This window comes from uncultured Merdimmobilis sp. (assembly GCF_902471145.1).
GTDB classification, from domain to species: domain Bacteria; phylum Bacillota; class Clostridia; order Oscillospirales; family Ruminococcaceae; genus Merdimmobilis; species Merdimmobilis hominis.
Window position 1 is genome coordinate 38,702 of record NZ_CABRJC010000012.1, and the last position, 18,934, is coordinate 57,635.

Annotated in this window: 21 protein-coding genes; 11 read left to right on the forward strand and 10 right to left on the reverse strand. The window is 57.7% G+C overall.

Features of this window, described 5'->3' with window-relative positions; translation table 11 throughout:
- Positions 1 to 3: 3 nt before the first annotated feature.
- The 4 genes from rsmI to RDQ42_RS07045 all read left to right on the forward strand — a co-directional run bounded on the left by rsmI (position 4) and on the right by RDQ42_RS07045 (position 2,968).
- Positions 4 to 825: a 16S rRNA (cytidine(1402)-2'-O)-methyltransferase gene (rsmI, locus tag RDQ42_RS07030; protein WP_231358786.1), complete on the forward strand. Its 822-nt coding sequence runs from the start codon at positions 4 to 6 to the stop codon at positions 823 to 825.
- A gap of 86 nt (positions 826 to 911) precedes the next feature.
- Positions 912 to 1,904 carry an inorganic phosphate transporter gene (locus tag RDQ42_RS07035; RefSeq protein WP_231358785.1) on the forward strand — a complete coding sequence of 331 codons (993 nt, stop codon included), beginning with the start codon at positions 912 to 914 and terminating at the stop codon, positions 1,902 to 1,904.
- Between the two features lie 77 nt (positions 1,905 to 1,981).
- Positions 1,982 to 2,419 carry a GNAT family N-acetyltransferase gene (locus RDQ42_RS07040; RefSeq protein WP_054332242.1) on the forward strand — a complete coding sequence of 146 codons (438 nt, stop codon included), beginning with the start codon at positions 1,982 to 1,984 and terminating at the stop codon, positions 2,417 to 2,419.
- 18 nt (positions 2,420 to 2,437) lie between these two features.
- Positions 2,438 to 2,968: a hypothetical protein gene (locus RDQ42_RS07045; protein ID WP_143117171.1), complete on the forward strand. Its 531-nt coding sequence runs from the start codon at positions 2,438 to 2,440 to the stop codon at positions 2,966 to 2,968.
- 63 nt (positions 2,969 to 3,031) lie between these two features.
- Here RDQ42_RS07045 and RDQ42_RS07050 read toward each other — a convergent pair whose 3' ends face one another.
- The gene (locus tag RDQ42_RS07050) at positions 3,032 to 3,514 is read right to left on the reverse strand and encodes a GNAT family N-acetyltransferase (RefSeq protein WP_054332282.1); all 483 of its coding nucleotides are present in this window, start codon (positions 3,512 to 3,514) and stop codon (positions 3,032 to 3,034) included.
- A 746-nt stretch (positions 3,515 to 4,260) separates the two neighbouring features.
- On the opposite strand from RDQ42_RS07050, the gene RDQ42_RS07055 reads away from it, so the two are divergent.
- From RDQ42_RS07055 to RDQ42_RS07065, 3 genes are all read left to right on the forward strand, one after another.
- Positions 4,261 to 4,815 (forward strand): pyruvate kinase alpha/beta domain-containing protein, encoded by a 555-nt coding sequence (locus tag RDQ42_RS07055; protein WP_054332240.1) that lies wholly within the window; start codon positions 4,261 to 4,263, stop codon positions 4,813 to 4,815.
- Between the two features lie 326 nt (positions 4,816 to 5,141).
- Positions 5,142 to 5,759 carry a TrkA family potassium uptake protein gene (locus RDQ42_RS07060; RefSeq protein WP_071427472.1) on the forward strand — a complete coding sequence of 206 codons (618 nt, stop codon included), beginning with the start codon at positions 5,142 to 5,144 and terminating at the stop codon, positions 5,757 to 5,759.
- A 17-nt stretch (positions 5,760 to 5,776) separates the two neighbouring features.
- Positions 5,777 to 6,433, forward strand: a complete 657-nt coding sequence (locus tag RDQ42_RS07065) for a TrkA family potassium uptake protein (protein WP_054332238.1) — start codon at positions 5,777 to 5,779, stop codon at positions 6,431 to 6,433.
- Positions 6,434 to 6,519: 86 nt separating this feature from the next.
- On the opposite strand, the gene RDQ42_RS07070 is transcribed toward RDQ42_RS07065, so the two are convergent.
- The 6 genes from RDQ42_RS07070 to RDQ42_RS07095 all read right to left on the reverse strand — a co-directional run bounded on the left by RDQ42_RS07070 (position 6,520) and on the right by RDQ42_RS07095 (position 11,761).
- A complete protein-coding gene (locus RDQ42_RS07070) occupies positions 6,520 to 7,302 on the reverse strand; it encodes a 4Fe-4S dicluster domain-containing protein (protein WP_231358784.1) in 783 nt (260 codons plus the stop codon).
- Positions 7,303 to 7,459: 157 nt separating this feature from the next.
- Positions 7,460 to 7,864, reverse strand: a complete 405-nt coding sequence (locus RDQ42_RS07075) for a hypothetical protein (protein ID WP_231358783.1) — start codon at positions 7,862 to 7,864, stop codon at positions 7,460 to 7,462.
- A 22-nt stretch (positions 7,865 to 7,886) separates the two neighbouring features.
- Complete coding sequence (gene ftsH / locus RDQ42_RS07080) at positions 7,887 to 9,701, reverse strand: ATP-dependent zinc metalloprotease FtsH (protein ID WP_071427471.1); 1,815 nt, start codon at positions 9,699 to 9,701, stop codon at positions 7,887 to 7,889.
- 4 nt (positions 9,702 to 9,705) lie between these two features.
- A complete protein-coding gene (locus tag RDQ42_RS07085) occupies positions 9,706 to 10,176 on the reverse strand; it encodes a MarR family winged helix-turn-helix transcriptional regulator (RefSeq protein ID WP_054332235.1) in 471 nt (156 codons plus the stop codon).
- Between the two features lie 168 nt (positions 10,177 to 10,344).
- Positions 10,345 to 11,157 (reverse strand): glycosyltransferase family 8 protein, encoded by an 813-nt coding sequence (locus tag RDQ42_RS07090; protein ID WP_054332234.1) that lies wholly within the window; start codon positions 11,155 to 11,157, stop codon positions 10,345 to 10,347.
- A 256-nt stretch (positions 11,158 to 11,413) separates the two neighbouring features.
- Positions 11,414 to 11,761 carry a helix-turn-helix domain-containing protein gene (locus RDQ42_RS07095; protein WP_054332233.1) on the reverse strand — a complete coding sequence of 116 codons (348 nt, stop codon included), beginning with the start codon at positions 11,759 to 11,761 and terminating at the stop codon, positions 11,414 to 11,416.
- Between the two features lie 117 nt (positions 11,762 to 11,878).
- On the opposite strand from RDQ42_RS07095, the gene RDQ42_RS07100 reads away from it, so the two are divergent.
- The 4 genes from RDQ42_RS07100 to RDQ42_RS07115 all read left to right on the forward strand — a co-directional run bounded on the left by RDQ42_RS07100 (position 11,879) and on the right by RDQ42_RS07115 (position 15,714).
- Positions 11,879 to 12,472 carry a flavodoxin family protein gene (locus tag RDQ42_RS07100; RefSeq protein WP_054332232.1) on the forward strand — a complete coding sequence of 198 codons (594 nt, stop codon included), beginning with the start codon at positions 11,879 to 11,881 and terminating at the stop codon, positions 12,470 to 12,472.
- A 122-nt stretch (positions 12,473 to 12,594) separates the two neighbouring features.
- Complete coding sequence (locus RDQ42_RS07105) at positions 12,595 to 13,422, forward strand: TraX family protein (protein ID WP_231358781.1); 828 nt, start codon at positions 12,595 to 12,597, stop codon at positions 13,420 to 13,422.
- A gap of 60 nt (positions 13,423 to 13,482) precedes the next feature.
- Positions 13,483 to 14,403 (forward strand): YafY family protein, encoded by a 921-nt coding sequence (locus RDQ42_RS07110; protein WP_054332230.1) that lies wholly within the window; start codon positions 13,483 to 13,485, stop codon positions 14,401 to 14,403.
- Between the two features lie 210 nt (positions 14,404 to 14,613).
- Positions 14,614 to 15,714 (forward strand): glycosyltransferase, encoded by a 1,101-nt coding sequence (locus RDQ42_RS07115; RefSeq protein WP_308588483.1) that lies wholly within the window; start codon positions 14,614 to 14,616, stop codon positions 15,712 to 15,714.
- A 71-nt stretch (positions 15,715 to 15,785) separates the two neighbouring features.
- On the opposite strand, the gene RDQ42_RS07120 is transcribed toward RDQ42_RS07115, so the two are convergent.
- The 3 genes from RDQ42_RS07120 to RDQ42_RS07130 all read right to left on the reverse strand — a co-directional run bounded on the left by RDQ42_RS07120 (position 15,786) and on the right by RDQ42_RS07130 (position 18,934).
- Positions 15,786 to 16,061 (reverse strand): zinc ribbon domain-containing protein, encoded by a 276-nt coding sequence (locus RDQ42_RS07120; protein ID WP_054332228.1) that lies wholly within the window; start codon positions 16,059 to 16,061, stop codon positions 15,786 to 15,788.
- A 260-nt stretch (positions 16,062 to 16,321) separates the two neighbouring features.
- Complete coding sequence (gene mgtE, locus RDQ42_RS07125; protein ID WP_231358772.1) at positions 16,322 to 17,674, reverse strand: magnesium transporter; 1,353 nt, start codon at positions 17,672 to 17,674, stop codon at positions 16,322 to 16,324.
- A 492-nt stretch (positions 17,675 to 18,166) separates the two neighbouring features.
- Positions 18,167 to 18,934: a biotin--[acetyl-CoA-carboxylase] ligase gene (locus RDQ42_RS07130; protein ID WP_308588485.1), complete on the reverse strand. Its 768-nt coding sequence runs from the start codon at positions 18,932 to 18,934 to the stop codon at positions 18,167 to 18,169.

Below are 18,934 nucleotides of genomic sequence, written 5' to 3' on the forward strand. Positions count from 1 at the left end.
ACTATGGGTAAATTGTATGTGGTGGGCACCCCCATCGGCAACCTGGGGGACCTCTCCCCCAGAGCGGCGCAGGTCCTATCCGAGGTGGACTTCATCGCCGCGGAGGACACCCGGGTGACCATGAAGCTGCTCTCCCACCTGGGGATTAAAAAGCCGATGATCAGCTATTATGAACACAATCTGCGGGAGAAAGGGGAGATCATCCTCTCCCGGCTGCTGGGCGGGGAGAGCTGCGCCATCGTCACCGACGCGGGGATGCCCTGTATTTCCGACCCTGGGGAGGATTTGGTGGCCATCTGCCGGGAGCATGGGGTCCCCATCGAGGCGGTGCCCGGCCCCAGCGCCGCCGTCACCGCCTTGGCGGTCTCCGGCCTCAAAACCAGCCGCTTTGCCTTTGAGGGGTTTTTGTCGGTGAAAAAAACCAGCCGCTTTCAGCATCTGGAGTCGGTGAAGGACGACCTCCACACCCTGATTTTTTATGAGGCGCCCCACAAACTCCTTTCCACTTTGGAGGACATGAGCAAGGTGCTCGGGGACCGACAGGTCTCCATCTGCCGGGAGTTGACCAAGCTCCACGAGGAGGTCATCCGCACCACCCTGCCAAAGGCGGCGGAGTATTACCGGCAGGTGACTCCTAAAGGGGAGTTTGTACTGGTGATCGAGGGGGCTAAGCCGGAGGAACATCCTCTCTCCTTTGAGGACGCCTTGGAATTGGCCCGGGGCCTCATCGCCGGGGGAACCGGCATCAGCCAGGCGGCCAAAGAGGCTTCCCGGGAGACGGGGTTCAAAAAAGGGGACCTGTACAAGGCACTGCTGGGTGAATAAACAAAGACTAAAAATGGGACGGCCCGCGTATGATGCAGTACGCGGGCCTTTTTGTTGTCCGCGATTGAAAACGAGGAGGAGCGGACATGGCTCTTTTAAAGCTTTGGACCTTGTGCCTGGTGCTGGCCGTGGTCTTTGTCAACGGTTGGACCGATGCCCCTGGGGCCATAACCGGTGTGGTGGCCTCCGGTGTGCTGCCTTATAAGCGGGCGGTGACCCTGGCGGCCGCCATGAACCTGCTAGGGGTTGTGGCCATGACCGCCCTCTGCCCGGCGGTGGCGGACACCATTTCCGGCCTAGTCAACTTTGCCGCGGTGGATTCGGCCCACTCCCTGGCCGCACTGGCGGGGGCGATGACTGCTATCGTGCTCTTTGCGGTGGGGGCTTGGTGGTTCGGCATCCCCACCAGTGAGAGCCACGCCCTTATCGCCGGAACCATGGGGGCGGCCTATGCCCTCAACCAAGGGGCGGGGATCCATCTGGGCGGTCTCATGCGGGTGCTTGCGGGCCTGGTTCTCTCCCTGGTGCTGGGCTATCTCCTGGGCTGGGGGGCTCAGCGGCTGTTCCGCCCATGGGAGACGCGGCTGGGTGACCAGTTTTATGTTCGGGGGGAGGTTGGCTCTGCCGCACTGATAGCCTTTTTCCACGGAGCCCAGGACGGGCAGAAATTTGCTGCGGTGTTCCTCATCGCCGACCGGATCGCCCGGGGGCTTCCCGGAGGCAAGGTGCAGTTGGCGGAGAACTGGCAGGTGGTGGCCCTCACTGCATTGGTCATGACCCTGGGAACCTACACCGGCGGGGGACGCATCATCCGCAAGGTGGGGGAGAAAATGGTCCGGCTGGATCACAAATCTGCCCTCTACTCCGATTTGGCGGGCTCCATCAGCCTGCTTTTGACCACCCTGTGGGGGCTGCCGGTCTCCACCACCCACACCAAGACCGCCGCCGTGCTGGGAGTGGGTGGCAAAACCGCCGACCGGAGAGTGTTTGGCCAGATGGTCTTTGCCTGGCTGCTCACCTTCCCCGCTTGTGGGGCGTTGGGGTATTTCTGCACGCTGTGGTTCCTATCCCTGCTGTAGGGTTCCTTTTTTATCCCGATTGTGATAGGATGAAAGAAAATAGCCGGAATTCAAACAAAACAAGGAGGAATGGAATCATGAGCGAAATTGTGGTGCGCGACATCCAATGGGGAACTAAGGAGTATGAAGACGAGCTGGCCCTGCGCAATGAGATTCTGCGGGTGCCCTTGGGCCTCAACCTGTACAAGCAGGATCTCTCCCAGGAGAACACCTACTGGCATGTGGGAGCCTTTGACGGAGGCCGCCTGGTGGGGACGCTGCTGTTCATCGACCGGGGGGAGGGTGTCACCCAGATGCGCCAGGTGGCAGTGGATGAGAGCTGCCGCCGCCAGGGCGTCGGCCGGAAGATGGTGGCTTACGGCGAAGAGTTGATGAAGGGGAAGGGCTTCTCCACCATCGTTCTGGACGCCCGGAAGGTGGCGCTGGACTTCTACCTCGCCCTGGGGTATCAGGTGACCAGCGAAGAGCTGATCCTCTCCGGCATCCCCCATTTCAAGATGAAAAAAGAGCTGTAGCGGCAAGGGGGCAGGAAAATGAGACGAATATGGATCTGCTTGTTTGCCCTTGCAGTGCTGCTGGCCGGATGCGCTCCCCAGCAGGGGGGAGAGGCCCCGCCCATGTCCTCTCAGGCGGAAGCGCCGGCCCAAGTGGGCGGCGTTTCGCTGGACGGCTTTGACACGGTGGGCTGCCATTTTGAGCCGGGGGATTTCCGCTACCCCTTTTCCCTGGATGCAAAGCAGCAGGAGGAACTGCAGTCCCTGCTCCAGCCCGATCAATGGGTGGAAGCTGCCCAGGAGGAGGGGCCCCAATACGGGCTTTCCTGTGTTTTGACCGCCAAAAGCGAGGAATACACCCTGTATGTCTTTCCGTACCCGGAGAAGGAGAAGACCATCCTCAAATTGGAGCCCATCGATCCGCCGGACGATGGCTCTGGATCGGTCTCCTTTTTCGCGCCAGCCCAGGTGGGGGAGGATGCCAAAGAGTTTATGCAGCCCTTTGAGGAGCAAGCGTCTGCCCAAAGGGGGGAGGACGCCAAAGAGCTTATGCGGCCCTTTGAGGAGTAAGCGTCTACCCAAAGACCGTAGATAAAAAACCGGGAACCGGCCTTTTGGCCGGTTCCCGGTTTTTTAATGCAAATGGGGGGGTTCTCCCAGGCGCTTTTCCATGACAAAGTTGACAAAAACCTGGCCGTTGTGGGGTTTGCGCTGCTCCTGCACCACCCGATAGCCCCGCTTCTCAAAAAAGGGCCGGGCGGTGATGGAAGCCTCGGTGCAGACCGAAGGGAGGGAAAGCTCCCGGGCTTTGCCTTCGATCCAACCGGCCAAAGCGGTGGCGATCCCCTGGCGCTGGAAGTCCTTGTGGACAAACAACCGGTCGAAGTACCCGTCAGAGGCCAGGTCGGCAAATCCGGCGACCGTCCCTCCCGCCACAGCAACGACTGTGTAGTGTGCAGCCAGGGATTGGGCCCAGCGGTCCCGGTCCGGCTGCTTGGGGGCCCAGGCATCCAGCTGGCTGGGGGAATAATCCCGCCGGTTGACCGCGTGGACGGTCTCATAAAACAGCTCCAAGATAGCGTCCAAATCCTGGGGCTGGTAGGGCCGAAGTTCCATGGAACGCTCCTTTCTCCCCTTGGGGATGAAAATTGTATTCCCAGTATACCGACGATGGAGGAAGGAGGCAAGGGTTTTCCCCAAAAATGAAAAAGGACCGCGAACCCTCCTGGTAGGGCTCCGGTCGTTTTCCGCCGTGTGCGGACGTGAAATCTATCTCATTATTTCTCGCTGGGATAGTATTCTTCATCCCCGAAAATCAAATCGTCGATATCACCGCTATCCGGTCCGCAGTAGAACATTTTCATCATAGTCATTCCTCCTTTCCTTTTTGATCTATACTTAGTATACGGGATAAATGTGTGCATTTTATGTTGTTTTGGTAAACTCTTTGCCGCTTATTTCAGAAAAATTTTTGAAAGAAGGGGATTTTTCCCGCCGGGGGTGGGTGCGCCGGAGAGAAATGAAGGAAGGGTTTGCGCGGCTGTGGCCGCCCTGGGATCATAGGGGAGGGATCTTCTGCCGGGCGGCGTGTCCTCCTGGGCAGTAGCCCCACCGAAATTTTTCCAGGATTTGTACAGACTTTGTGCTATAATAATCGCAAGAAGCAATGATTTTTGAAAAAGCCTTTGTCCATTGCCACGGGCAAAGCCTATGGCGTGTGAAGAATTGCTGTGGGGGTGGAATTCCTCCCAATTCTTTGAGGGCGAGGCCCTTCCCGCCGCAGAGCGGCGCCCGGCTTTTTCCAGATAGAGCCACAGTAGCAGCCCGTGGGAAAAACAGACCTATGTAAGGAGGAGTTTTGCATGTATTTTGAAAAGCCCGGCAAACAGAATACCGAGGAGACAGTGAATATTGCCCTTCAGGCCGCTAAGGAGCTGGGGATTGACACCATTGTGGTGGCTACCAACACCGGTGACACCGCCGACTTGCTCAAGGATGCCGCCCGCTCCGGCCTGCATGTTGTGGCGGTGAGCCACTGTTTTGGATTTAAAGACCCGGAAGTCCAAGAGATGCCCGCCGAGCGCAAAGCCGCCTTGGAGGCCGCGGGCATCCAGGTTTACACTGCCACCCACGTCCTCAGCGGGGCGGAGCGGGGGCTGTCCGCCAAATTCGGCGGGATTTCCCCCATCGAGGTGATGGCCTATTCCCTGCGGATGCTGGGCCAGGGCACGAAAGTGGCGGTGGAGTGTTCGGTGATGGCGCTGGACGGCGGGATGATCCCCTATCAAAAACCCGTCATCGCCATCGGCGGAACCGGCCGCGGCGCAGACACCGCTCTGGTGCTGCGGGCTGCCCACGCCGCTAACATTTTGGATACCAAGATCGACCGGGTACTCTGCAAACCAGTGCTGCTGTAGGGTCCCCTCCAAGCCCGTTTGACTCTTCAAGGGAAACTCCAGAAAAATAACATGGAAGGCCATTTTTAGGTTTGATAGGCAAGGCGGAGGTTTGCAGCCTCCGCCTTGCGGTTTGTGGAGGCAATCCCCATGGAGGTTGCCGGCAGCTGGCGGCAACCGGCACAGCCGGGTTATTATTTTTGTATAAAGAATTCTCGTTATCCCTTTTAACATCAAAAGAAATTCGATATAATAACCCTGTATTGTGGAAAAGAATCTGGCGCCTGCCGCCCCATCCCCAATGAGAGGGGAGGCTTTTCCATCTGCCTACAAGGAGGACTTAGAACATGAATATCCTGGTGATTGGCTGCCGGACCATGGGGTCCCATCTGGCTTCCATCCTCTCCCGGGAGGGGCACGATGTCTCGGTCATCGACAAAGACGAACAGAACTTTGAACTGTTGGACAACGATTTTTCCGGACTCACCGTGACGGGGCTGGCTATTGATACGGAAGTGCTGCGCCGTGCAGGCATAGAGGTTTGCGACGCGGTGGCAGCGGTCAGCTCAGACGACAACCAGAATATCATGGTCTCTCAAATCGCCAAGGAGGTCTTCAAGGTTCCTCGGGTGCTGACCCGCATTTACGACCCCCAGAGGACCCAAGTGTTCACCAGCTTCGGCCTGCACACCGTCTGCCCCACCAATTTGGCAGTGGATGCCATCCACGCCATCCTCACCGACAGTGGTGAAGTTCAGCAGATGACCTTTGACAGTTCCACCCTTTCCTTCACCACCGTGCCCATGCCCCGGGAGTGGGTGGGCCGGCGCTCCAATGAGGTGAAGGATACCTTAGGTGTGTTGTTCGGGGTGCTGCACCCCGATGGCAGCATGGATCTGGCAGGGGAAAAGACGGTGAACTTGACCGCCCAAGACCGGTTGGTCTTTACGAAAGTTGTGGATTGAGAAGGGAGGAGACCCCGGTGAAAGTGATTGTAGTAGGCGGTGGAAAAGTGGGCTATTTTCTGGCCCAGACGCTGACCGAGCACGGGCATGAGCCCCATATTGTGGAGAAAGACAAACACCTCTGCGCCAAAATTGCCAACGAGCTGGATTACCCTGTGGTCTGCGGGGACGGCACCTTAATTGAGGTGCTGGAAGGCGCTGGCGCCCGCGACGCAGAAGGGCTGGTGGCGGTCACTGGCCGGGACGAAGACAATTTGGTGGCCTGCCAGCTGGCTAAACAATACTTTGGCATTAAAAAGACGGTGGCCCGGGTCAACAACCCTAAAAATGCAGCGATTATGAAGCGGCTGGGAGTGGATATCCCGGTCTCCAGCACCGACAGCATCGCCCGGTTGCTGGAGCGGGAGGTGGATGCCTCCGCCATCAAACAGCTGGTCTCGGTCAACCGGGGAAAAGCCTCCATCAGTGAGCTGGAAATCCCCAAGGAGAGCCCCCTCCACGGCAAGACCCTGGGGGAACTGAATATGCCTGCCAGCTCGGTGATGATCTCCATCACCCGGGACGGGGAGTTGATCATCCCCCGCGGCAACACCCAACTATTGGGCGGGGACAAGGTGATGGTGCTGTGCAGCAACGACACCATCACCCAGTTGCGGAAGCTATTTATGTTGTAGGTTCCCCTTTTGCAGAACAGAGGGGATGGATAGAAAAAGAGAGGACGGTCGTCCTCTCTCTTTTTTTAGGCGGTTTGCTTGAGGATTTACAGGTAGAATTCCGGCTGGTGCTCCCCTACAAAGTTCTCCTCCATCATCTGCTGCAGGGCGGCAAAAGCGGGAGAATCGAAGTGCTTAGCGCCCGCTGGGCAATTCTTCACGCAGGCGCAGCAGCGGATGCAGTTCTCCGGGGCTATGATGGTACAAAAATCCTCGCGGGAGATGATCTGCATCGGGCAGCCCTTGGCACAGATCCCGCAGCCGATGCAGTTCTCTTTGGTGGCGGGATACATAGGATCTCCGCCGCTGGGCTTGCGCTCCTTATAGGGGCGGTTGCCGGGGATCTCCGGCCGGGAAAGGTCGTCTTTCGCCAGCTTCGCTTTGAGTTGTTCCCCGAAGGCTTTTCCCTCGGCCAGTTCTTCTTTGCTGGGGCGGCCTGTGGCGACCTTGGCAGTCATGGAGTGCTCCGCCACAAACACTGCCCCGGCCACCGGCAGGAACCCGTCTCCCGCCAGGATGTCCCCCAGCTCCAAGAGGGCGTCCTCATAGGCGCGGTTTCCGTAAACCACCACAGGGCAGGCGGCTGCACCATTCCCCTGGAGGGAACGGAGATACGGCTCCACAAAGGCTGGGATCCGGCCCCCGTACACCGGCACCGAGGCGATCAGCAGCTCGCCGGGGGAGAAGGGGGAGCTGTGAGGCTCCCGCCAGGAGGTGGTGATGTCCTCCACTTCCACAGGGCAGTCAAAGGCGGAAGCCACGGCTTTTGCGGCGTTTAAACTGCTGTGGGTGGGGCTGAAGGTGATGATTCGAATGGATTGTACTGTCATAGGGAACCCCTCTTTCCTGTGCCGGCAGCCCGGTGGGCGATGCTCGGTTTAGATGCTTATATAAAATGAGTATACCTCGGATTGGCGGTGTTGTAAAGTGTCCTGTTATCGGAGAAAAAACAACTGGGAGGGGCTGTACAGCCCCTCCCAGGACGGATTAGGTTTTCCGGATGATCTCTTGGCGGCAGCGGGGACAGGTGATCCGCACCGTGCCCCGGCCTTTGGGAACCCGCAGGGTTTGGCCGCATCCCGGGCACCGGAAATACCGGTGGTCCCGGTCCCGCAGGCGGTTCCACCCACAGGCGATCTTCTGTTGAATGGGGTTCCAATAGCGCAGGAACTTCTCATTTTCCGCCCAGCGGCGGGAGGTGTCCCGGGAGAGGGTCCGCCACAGCGCCAGGAGGAGCAGGGCAGCACAGAAAAGGCTGACCAAGGTGAAAAATCCATTGCGGTGGTACCGGGGGAGGAACAGGGAGAGAAAACAGGAGAGGGCCGCCATAGCGATGGACAACTGGTCCAGCCCGTAGCGCCCGTTCCAGCCCCCGGGGAAAAATCGGTTCATGCAATCGTCTCCTCCAAATGGTTTAACGGTTTAGGATCTCCATGAATTCCTCGCCGGTGATGGTCTCCTTCTCCAGCAGGTAGCTGGCCAGCTCATGGAGTTTCTCCTGGTTCTCCTTGAGGATCTCCACTGCCCGGGCGTGGGCGTTTTTGATCAGGGCCAGCACCTGGTCGTCAATCTTGGCGGCGGTCTGGGGGGAGCAGGTCAAAGAGGCGTCTCCGCCCAGATACTGGTTGTTCAAGGTCTCTAGGGCCATCATGTCAAAGGCGTCGGTCATACCCAGGCGGGTTACCATCGACCGGGCAAGGCGGGTGGCCTGTTCAATGTCGTTGGAGGCGCCGGAGGTCATGGTGCCGAAGATCAACTCCTCAGCCGCGCGGCCGCCGGTGAGGGTGGCCAGTTTGGAGTAGGCTTCCTCCCGGGACATGAGGAATTTTTCCCCTTCGTCCACCTGCATGGTGTAGCCCAGCGCGCCGGAGGTGCGGGGGATGATGGTGATTTTGTGGACAGGGGCGCTATCCGACTGTTTGGCCGCCACCAGGGCGTGGCCGATTTCGTGGTAAGCGACAATCTCCCGCTCCTTGGGGGAGATGACCGCGTTTTTGCGCTGGTATCCGGCGATGACCACCTCCACCGATTCCTCCAAATCGCTTTGGCTGACCAACGTCCGGCCGCTGCGCACCGCCCGGAGGGCGCCTTCGTTGATGATATTGGCCAGTTCTGCGCCGGATGCGCCGCTGGTTGCCAAGGCGATGGCCCGGTAGTCGATGTCCGGTTCGGTGAGGATTTTTTTGGAGTGGACCTTGAGGATGGCCTCCCGGCCGGCCAGGTCAGGCAGCTCCACCGGGATGCGGCGGTCAAAGCGCCCCGGCCGGAGGAGGGCTTTGTCCAAGGTGTCCGGCCGGTTGGTGGCCGCCAGGATGACAACTCCCTTTTTGCCGTCGAAGCCGTCCATCTCGGTCAGCAGCTGGTTGAGGGTCTGCTCCCGCTCGTCGTTGCCGCCGATGCCGCCGTTGTCCCGCTTTTTGCCGATGGTGTCGATCTCGTCGATGAACACGATGCAGGGGGCTTTTTCCTGGGCCTGTTTAAACAAGTCCCGGACTTTGGCTGCGCCCATACCCACAAACATCTCCACAAATTCCGAGCCGGAGATGGAAAAGAAGGGAACCTGGGCTTCCCCAGCCACCGCTTGGGCCAACAGGGTCTTGCCGGTGCCGGGAGGGCCTACCAACAGGGCCCCTTTCGGCATGGTGGCGCCGATGGCGGTGTATTTGGCAGGGTCGTGGAGGAAGTCCACAATCTCCTGTAGGGATTCTTTGGCCTCATCCTGGCCGGCCACGTCGGCAAAGGTCTTGCCAGTCTGGGCGGAGACGTAGATTTTTGCGTTGCTTTTGCCGAAGGTCATGGCATTGCCGCCCATCCGCTTTTCCATGCTCTTCATCAAAAGCTGCCCCAAGCCCATAAATAGGAGGATGGGCAGCAGGTAGGAGAGAAGTAAGGTGATGATGGGGGAGCTTTTTTGGGGTGCCGGTGCGTTGAAGGAGGGGACTTTATCCTTCAAACGCTCCACTAGGTTGGGGTCGTTCATCTCGCCGGTGATGTACCAGCGGGCTTCGCCGTTTTCATCTTTTCCTTTGAAGAGGATTTCCCCGTCCTCGATGGTCACCGACTCCACCTTGCCCTCCTCCACCTGGGAGAGGAAGGTGCTGTAATCCACATCGGTGACCTGGCGGCGGACAAAGTAGGGCATCACCATGGAATTGAACAGGATGACCGCCAGCATGACGATGGCGTAATAAAACAACAGGGGTTTCTTGGGGGATTTTTGTTCTTTCATCGGATCATTCTCCTTCTTGGGTGATGTGCTCCAGGACGGAGCGCATCCGCTTGAGCAGGCTATCCAGCCGCCGCATGCCGTCTACGACCAACTCCAGTTCCTGGGTGTCCTCCGGCTGGAAAAGTGGCTGAATCTGCTGTTCAAAGGCGGTTTCCAGCTGGGTGGCTGCCTTCTTCCCCTGGGGGGATAAGGTGACCCAGACCACCCGCTCGTCGGTTTCGCCCCGGCGGCGGGTGAGGTATCCAGCCTCTTCTAAATGCTTACATAGTGGGGTGGCGTTGGTCTTGGTCAGGCACAAGGTGCGGGCTAAGTCCCCCATGCGGCAGGGGCCTTTTTGTGCAAGCTCCAGAAGAAGGGCCGCTTGCTGGGGGGTCAGACCGTTCTGCGCCGCCACCGAGGAAAACAGCGCGTTGGCATTTTCGGCGATGGATCGCTGCAGGTTCCAGATTGCTGTTTTAAACTGCAAAACATCCATGGCAAACTCCTTATAAAATAGAATAGTTATATTCTATAATATTTTGCCTCAATGTCAATGTGGAGGGGTAAAAATTCACAGAAACTTCCCCTTTGGGATACAGTTTGCCCCCAATTTTTAAAAAATGGACAAAGCCGCCGGCGGCCGCGGCGGCTTTGTGGGATGGCCCTATTCCTCCAAGCCCATTTTCTGGGCCACTTCCTTATAAAAAATCCCCACTTCCCCCAGATACAAGGGATTCCAGGGTTTATTGGCCCCGCAATAGTGGATGATAGCGGTATTTTTGCGCATCCAACCCAGGTTGATTTTACCCAGGGAACCCACCCGGGTGGCACCATAATACCGCGCATCAAAATTGTAGACCATGGGGTCCAGAAGGATGGTGCGGTCGTGGTACAGGGCGTTGAGCACATCTTGGTCGGGCAGGATCAGCTTTTCCCGGTTTTCCTCGATGTACCGCAGGGGGGCTTCCAGATCCTGGGTAGCCCGCAGCTCTTTGAGGTTCATCAACAGCACCCCAGAGTTGAAGTATTCGCTGTCATCCGGCATGTCCAGCCGGTGTTTAAACTCCACTTGGGTCAGCGGGTTGATGGAACTGGCTGCTGCAAAGTAGTGATCCCCCATCTCCATGTTGTACAGGGGCGCCAAAGGGAGGTTGACAATCATATCCGGGTCCAGATAGAGGGCCCTGTCCAGGGATTGGGGCAACAGCCGGGCAGAGAAGATGCGGTAGTACATCTCCTTAGGGAAATGGAACAGCACTGGGGCATCCGCTAAAAAATCCTCCGGGATGGCCACGCCGGTCACTTGGCAGCGTTCATCCGGCACCAGGGTGCGGATGTACTGGAGATTCTCCCCGGTGAGGGAGGAGTGGAGAATGTACAGGCAGACCTTCTCCCCTGGGTTGGAATCCAGGAGGGACCGCAGCATGACACACAGAGGCCGGAGGTAGTTTGCATTGATGGAAACAACGATGTTCATTCAATTTGCTCCTTTGTTGGGTGTGTGCGAGGTATCGGATCGGAGAATAGCGTGTCCCGGGGAAAGACCCCTAAGGGGCGAAAGCCTTCTCCTTTCTTTTATTATAGCCAACTCCCCAGCCGGAATATGGATAAACTGTAACTTTTTTCAAAGGGAACCTTAAAATTCGCGGGGATTCGCAGTTCCCTTAGGGGAACCGGGCGACAGGGAAAAATAAGGCCGCAGAAGAAACCGGGCACCCCAGTGGTTTTGTGTGCTAATAGGATCTTCCGCTGTGGTCGAGCCCCCACTGGCACATGGCCTCCATAATGGGGAGAAGGGAACGGCCCTTGTCTGAAAGGCTGTATTCCACTTTCGGCGGGATTTGGGGGTACTCTTTGCGCAGAACGAGGCCGTCCGCTTCCATCTCTTTGAGTTGCGCGCTCAGGGTTTTGTAGGTGATGGTGCCAATTTTCCGCTGCAATTCATTGAAACGGATTGCTTCGTATTCCACCAGCCAGTAGAGAATGACCAGCCGCCATTTCCCACCGATCATCGACAGGGTATAGCCAAAAGGGGTGTCGGTCAAAGACTGGATTCGTTTTTCATAGGGTTCCATACTCATATAGGACACTTTCCTTTTCGATAGTATTTGTCAAAAAAGTGCGTACTTGCTTCTTATCCATTGCAAATATAGAATAACAGAAAGCACTGAAATTCACAACGAGAAAGGAAGAGGGATATGAAGAAGATACTGGTTATTGTGGGCGGTGGACGGCCCCGGGGGAACACTGCCCAATTGGTGGACGCGTTTATCCGCGGAGCACAGGAGGCTGGGCACCAGGTGGAGAAGGTCTCCCTGCTCCAAACTGAGGTCAAAGGCTGCCTGGGCTGCAACGCCTGCCGCTATGGAAAGCCCTGCGTCCAGAAGGATGGGTTCCAGGGGGTTGCCGATAAAATCCTGGCCGCCGATCTGATCGCATTTGCCTCGCCGCTGTATTTTTGGACCATATCCTCCCGGTTGAAGGCACTGATTGAGCGGTTCTACGCCATCGCCCAGAAGGATCCCAACCCACCCCTCGGCCGTTACGAGAAGTACCCGGCCAAAGACTGCGCCCTGCTGATGACTGCAGCGGACAATTATTTTTGGACCTTTGAGCAGACGGTGTCCTACTACCGCTTTGCCCTGGTCAACTACATCGGGTTTCACGACAAGGGGATGGTTTTAGCCGGAGGGTGTGGCAGCACCAATGGGCAGCCACAGATCGGCCATACCAGCCATCTAGAGAAAGCCTATGCCTTTGGAAAATCCCTGTACCGGGACGAAACAATATAAAGATGCCATCGCGGGGGCCGTTTTGTAGGACGGCCCCGTTTTCCGTCGTCCCCTAGGCGCGCCGCCTTGACTTCCCCGCCGGGAGCAGGTAGTATGAAAACAGTGCGGCAAGGAGGTGCCCTATGAGCTTTTTCGCCTTAAAAACCGTCGCTGTCCTATCCATGCTGTTCGACCATGTGTACCACCTCTTCCACCTGGAACTGTTTGACCAGCCGCTGGAGGCGTTTGGCCGCTGGGCGGCCGAAAGCTTTCCCGGCCCGGTGGGGGATGCCCTCTCCTGGTTTGCTGGTTTCCTCATTTTAGCACTGCCATATTTAGGGCGGATCGCCGCTCCCATCTTCCTTTTCTGCATCGCCAACGGGTACCGCCACACCCGCAGCATAAAGCGTTATGCCCAGCGAATCTTTTTGTTTGGGGCGCTGGCGCAAATCCCCTATTTCCTCTATCTGAAAGCCTGGGAAGCACGGCTGGGGGAAGAGCTGTACATCCCCTTGAATTTCATGTTCACTTTGGGGTTGGGTCTCCTCTCCATTGCCCTGTATGAGCGGGAGAAGGAACAGAACCCCTCTCTGGCCCTTCTTGCCGCTTTTCTGCCCATCGCGGCGGCGGAGTTCTTCCGCACCGAGGGCGGAGGGATGTATGCCATGCTGGTTCCCGCCTTCTATCTGACCATGGAGCTTCCACTGCAAAAACGGGCAGTGATTTGGATGCTCTTCTTCCCTGTGGCCCAACTGGGATATTGGATCTGGTTGTTCCAGGGGCCCATCACCGGTCCCCCGTTGGCGGAGACCTTTTTATATGCAGTGGGCCCTTGCCTGGGGGTGGCGGTCGCCCTGTTCTACAACGGGGAGAAGGGTCATGCCACAAAAACGGCCCAGTATGGGGTGTACGCTTTGTATCCCGTTCATTTTTTGGTGCTAGCACTGCTGGGATTTTGGATGGCCAGCTGAGTTTTCCACAACAAGTCAACAACTTGTTGAAAGTTTACCAGCAAAAGGGAGGGATCACCTGTGCAGGGCAACCGGCTGTTTCAAATAATCTATCTCCTGCTGGAGCGGGGGGAGATGACCGCCTCCCAGCTGGCGGAGCGGTTTGAAGTCTCCACCCGGACCATCTACCGGGATGTGGAGGCCCTCTCCCAAGCGGGGATCCCCATTTACTCCACCAAAGGGAGGGGCGGCGGCTTGGGTTTGCTGCCCGGTTTTGTATTGGACAAGTCCCTCCTGACCAAGGAGGAGCAAAACGACATCCTCTTCGCCTTGCAGAGCTTGCAGGCCACCGGCGGTACGGACAGCCAAGAGATCCTCTCCCGGCTGGGGAGTTTGTTTGGGGACAGTGCCGCCAATTGGATTGACGTGGATTTTTCCTCCTGGGGCAGCGGCCCGGTGGAGCGGGAGAGGTTTGCCCTGCTGCGGCAGGCCATCGTCGGCCGGAGGGTGCTCCAATTCTCCTATTGCGGTATGAGCGGCCAGCGGACCCAGCGCCGGGTGGAGCCAGTGAAACTGCGGTTTAAATATGGCTCCTGGTATTTGCAGGGATACTGCCGGGAACGGCAGGCGTTTCGCACCTTCAAAATCTGCCGGATGGAGGAGCCCGCCCTTTTGGAGGAAAAATTCTTGCCCCGGCCTCTCCCGCCGGAGGTGGAAGAACTGCCCTCCAGCTGGGGAAAAACAATCGAAGTGCGGCTGCGGTTCACCGAGAAGGCAGCCTTCCGGGTGTATGATGAATTCCCGCCGGAAAAGGTGACCCATCTGCCGGAAGGCGGGTTCCTGGTGGTGGATCAGTACCCGGACGACGGGGGCATCTGTGGGTATCTACTCTCCTTTGGGCGGGAGATGACGGTGCTTTCCCCGCCGGAACTCCGCCGCAGACTGGGGGAGGAGGCGCAAAAAATCCTGGAAAACTACGGCGGCCCGACCCCTGGCAACTAAGACAGCAGCCAAGCTGCTGTCTTTTTGTGTCTTAGGTTTATCTTCCCCGGGGGAGGCTGGTTTTATAGCTGGGGCAAGCCTTCCAGGGACTTTGCTCTCTGCCCTTGGCAGTCCGCCAGGGAAAAAGCACCGGCCGCTGTCACATTTTTCGTCCCTGAGCATAGGATAGAGTGCGGCACTGCCGCAAATCCACGGGGAGAGGACAGGACTATGATCACCATCAGTTTGTGTATGATTGTCAAGAATGAGGAGGAAACCCTTGGCCGCTGTTTGGACAGTGTCCAGGGAATCGCCGATGAAATTATTGTGGTGGACACCGGTTCCACCGACCGCACTCAGGAGGTGGCCCGGCAGTACACCGACGCCGTCTACCCCTACCAGTGGACGGACGATTTCGCCGCCGCCCGAAACTACGCGTTTTCCAAGGCGACAGGGGACTATCTCTTGTGGCTGGACGCCGATGATTTGCTGCTCCAGCCCGACCGGGAGAAGTTCCTCTCCTTAAAAGAAACCCTTTCCCCCCAAGTGGACCTGGTGATGATGCGGTATCATGTAGCCTTTGATTCCGCTGGCAACCCCACTTTCTCCTATTACCGGGAACGCCTGTTAAAAAATCACGCCGGTTTCTTGTGGGAAGGCAAGGTCCATGAAGTCATCACCCCCAGGGGGGTCATTGTATATTCGGACATCGGGGTAACCCACCGGAAGACCCGATCTGGCGACCTGGACCGCAACCTGCGCATCTATGAAAAAATGCTGGCGGATGGGGAGAAACTGGGGCCCCGGCAACAGTTCTATTATGGCCGGGAGCTGGTGGATCACCGGGAATATGCCAAAGCCATCCAAGTTCTGGAGCTCTTTTTGCTGGAGCCAACCGCCTGGGTGGAAAACAAACTGGATGCCTGCCGCCTTCTCAGCGGCTGCTACCGGCAGTTGGGGTGGCAGGAGGATGCCTTGTTTGCCCTCCTGCGGGGGCTGGCCCTCGCCCCGCCCCGAGCGGAACTCTGCTGTGACCTGGGGGCCTGGTTCCTGGGGCAGGGGCGGTTTGAAGAAGCGGTTTTCTGGTACCAAACCGCCCTTTCCCGCCCGCGGGAGGACCAATCCGGCGGGTTCGTTTCCCCCGACTGCTATGGCTTTCTGCCGGCCATCCAGCTGTGTGTCTGCCTGGACCAGCTTGGCCGCAGGCGGGAAGCCGCCGCTTACAATGAATTGGCGGCAACCTATCGCCCAGATTCCAAAGAGGTGGCCCATAACCGCGCTTATTTTGCCTCTTTGGGGGAGGAACCCGAAACAAACAGCCTGAGCCTCTAAAATAGATTGTGAGCAAATGACAAGCAGCCCCGGATTTCCTAGGAAATCCGGGGCTGCTGCTGGGTTAAGAGCTATTTGCTCCAGCGCTTGAGGGTGGGGAACCAATCCATCATCTGGCAGCGGGCCTCCTCCCGGTCGGTGTAAAGTCCGGTGTCCTTGGTGGCCTCCAGGCAGAAATCAATCATCTCCTCCATGGTGCAGTCGGCAAGGAATGCCCCGCCCCTGTAGCAGTAGGCACAGTAGTCGCCGTTGGGGCTGCCGTCAACATTGGTGCCGAAATCCTCTTCTTTTTCCAGGGGCATGCCGCAGCTTTGACAAAAAATCATCTTGTTCTCTTTGTTTTCCATATGATTTCGCTCCTTTCTTTTGATGCCTTTAGTATATTGCAGGAAATATGACAGCTGTGTGTCATATAAAAAGCCCGGTGAAAAAATTTAGAAGGATTGATTTCAATACGGCTGCCAGACCCGCCGCGAACCGGCGGTTGCCTGGGGGAGCGGCGCAGCCACCGAAAAGGATCTATTGCTGCCACAAGGGTGAAAAAACACCCTGGGAAATTTCCCAGGGTGTTTTACAGGGGCCCTTTGTCTGCAAGAGCAGAAAGTTTTTACAGCCCCAGCAGCCGCTGTGCCAGGGAAAAGTAGATGATCAGGGCGAAGGCATCTACGACGGTGGTGATCAGCGGCGCGGCCATGATGGCCGGGTCGGCGTGACACATCTTGGCGAGGATGGGCAGCACACAGCCCACAGTTTTGGCGATGACCACCGTGGCAAAAAGGCTGAGCACCACGGTGAGGGCCACCAGCTCATTGCCCGGGTAGCGGATGGCCAGCTGGATAAAGTTGACCACACTGAGGACTAGGCCCACCAAGACGCTGACCCGCAGTTCTTTCCAGACAACCTGGGGAAGGTCCTTGGGGTGGATTTCCGACACCGCCATCCCGCGGATGATCAAAGTGGAACTTTGGGATCCGGCATTGCCGCCGGTATCGGTGAGCATAGGGATAAAGGTGACCAGCAGAGGCATAGCGGCGAAGGCGGTTTCATACCGCTCCAGCACCCCGCCGGTGATCATGGCGGAAATCATCAGTACCAGCAGCCACATGATCCGGTTTTTGGCCAGGTCGAACACGCTGGTCTTTAGGTAGGGCCGCTCACTGGGGAGCATGGCGGCCATCTTTTCAAAGTCCTCGGTGGCCTCCTGCTCGATGACCTCCACTGCGTCATCCACCGTGACGATGCCCACCAGGCGGTTCTCCTTGTCCACCACCGGCAGGGAGAGAAGCCCGTATTTGGAGAAGAGCTGTGCCACATCCTCCCGGTCGTCCTCGGTGTTGACCGAGATGATGTCGGTGTCCATCACATCTAGGATCAGCTGTTCGTCGTCGGCTAGAAGCAGGCTTTTCACCGAAACCACCCCGTCCAGGACCCGCCGGTCGTCGATGACATAGCAGGTGTAGATGGTCTCCCGGTCCTCGCCGGTGCGGCGGATATGGTCGATGGCCTGGGCCACTGTCATGGTCTTGCGCAGGTCGGTGAACTCGGCGGTCATGATGCTGCCGGCAGAGTTCTCCGGGTAGTTCAAAAACTGGTTGATCTGGGCCCGGGTGTCCGCCCCGGCATTTTTCAGCACCCGTTTGACTACGTTGGCGGGCAGTTCCTCCAGGAAGTCCACCGCATCGTCCACAAACAGATCCTCGATGATCACCGCGATCTCCTGATCGGTGATGGAGGTGACGATATACTCCTGGGTCTCCGGCTGCAGGTTGGCGAACACCTCTGCCGCCATCTCCTTGGGCAGGGTGCGGAAGACCACCACAATTTTTTCCCCGGACAGCAGTTCGAGGAATTGGGCCACGTCCACCTCCTGCAGGGTTTCCAATTCTTTTTTCAGGGAGATGTAATCCCTTTGTTCCGCCATTTGGATGAGGCGGGTAAAATTCAGTTCATAGTTTTCCATCTTGGCTACCTCCCATCAGCATTTTGAGGTGCAAAGACAGACAAAAGCCCCATGGCAAAGCGAAAGCCTCGCTCCATGGGGCGATGATCAGGGGCGGACTGCCCCCTTGGGGGGAAGCCCAAAATTAGAAAGCCGGCACAGCAGTGGCCGACAGAACCATTTGCCCGTGATAATCGCTGTCCATCCTGCTACTTTGGCCGCAAGCGTCCACTGCTGAACCTCCTTTTTCAATCATTTTAGACGGTTTTTTTACCGCATATACAGTATACGCACATCCGGGGGAAAATGCAACCCCAAAAGGACAGATTTCCCCAATTTTTCGCAATTTAGCGAGATTTTACCCATGGTGGGCATTTGTCTCCTGGTTTGGGGCTACAGTGGCGTATTTGACAGGATTTCTCACGTTTTCATATATCGCCGGAGAAATAAGAAATCCCCGGGCAGAGCCCAGGGATGGAAAAGATGTTGTGCGCTGTTTTTAGGATAGGCCGGTTAGACATACCCGTATACCCCCCGCACCGAAGCCTCGCCGGAGCGGATTGCCAGCTCTCCCGCCGGGGCTTTGACCAGGAGACAGCCATCCTCCCCAATGCCATAGGCAAAGCCGGTCTGTTCCCCCGCCGGGGTGACCACCCGGACCTCCCGGCCCAAGTTGATGCAACAAGCGGCGTACTCCTCCCGCAGAGGGGAAAAGCCACCTGCCGCAAACTCTTCCAGCACCTGTTCGAAAGCGGTGAGGATGGCCCCCCCCGCCACAGCAGGGGAGACCCGGACCCCGCATTCGACCCAAAGGGAGGAACCGTAGGGGAGCTCTGCGAAAAAGGAAGGTTCCTGCAAAAGGTTGACCCCGATGCCGCAGACCGCCAGGACATCTTCCCCGAAGCCGGCGCTTTCGCAGAGGATGCCGGCGATTTTTTTCTCCCCCAGCAGGAGGTCGTTGGGCCATTTGAGCAGGATTTCCCGGCCGCAGAGGAGGGAAAGGGCCCGCCGGGCCCCAATTCCGAACAAAATGGGAAGCATCTGCATAAGATAAGGAGGAACCCCCTTGAGCAGGACCGAGAGGGCGAGGGCTTCTTCGCTGCTCTGCCAAGCCTTCCCTTGGCGGCCGCGGCCGGCATACTGATGTCCCGCCACTACAGCGGTGCCGTCCGGCAGCTGGGCGCCCTGCTCCTTGAGATAGGTGTTGGTGGAGTGGATGGAGTCGAAGTACAAAAAGGTCCGCCCCAGCCGTTTGGTGGCGAGTTGTTCCAGCTGTTCCAT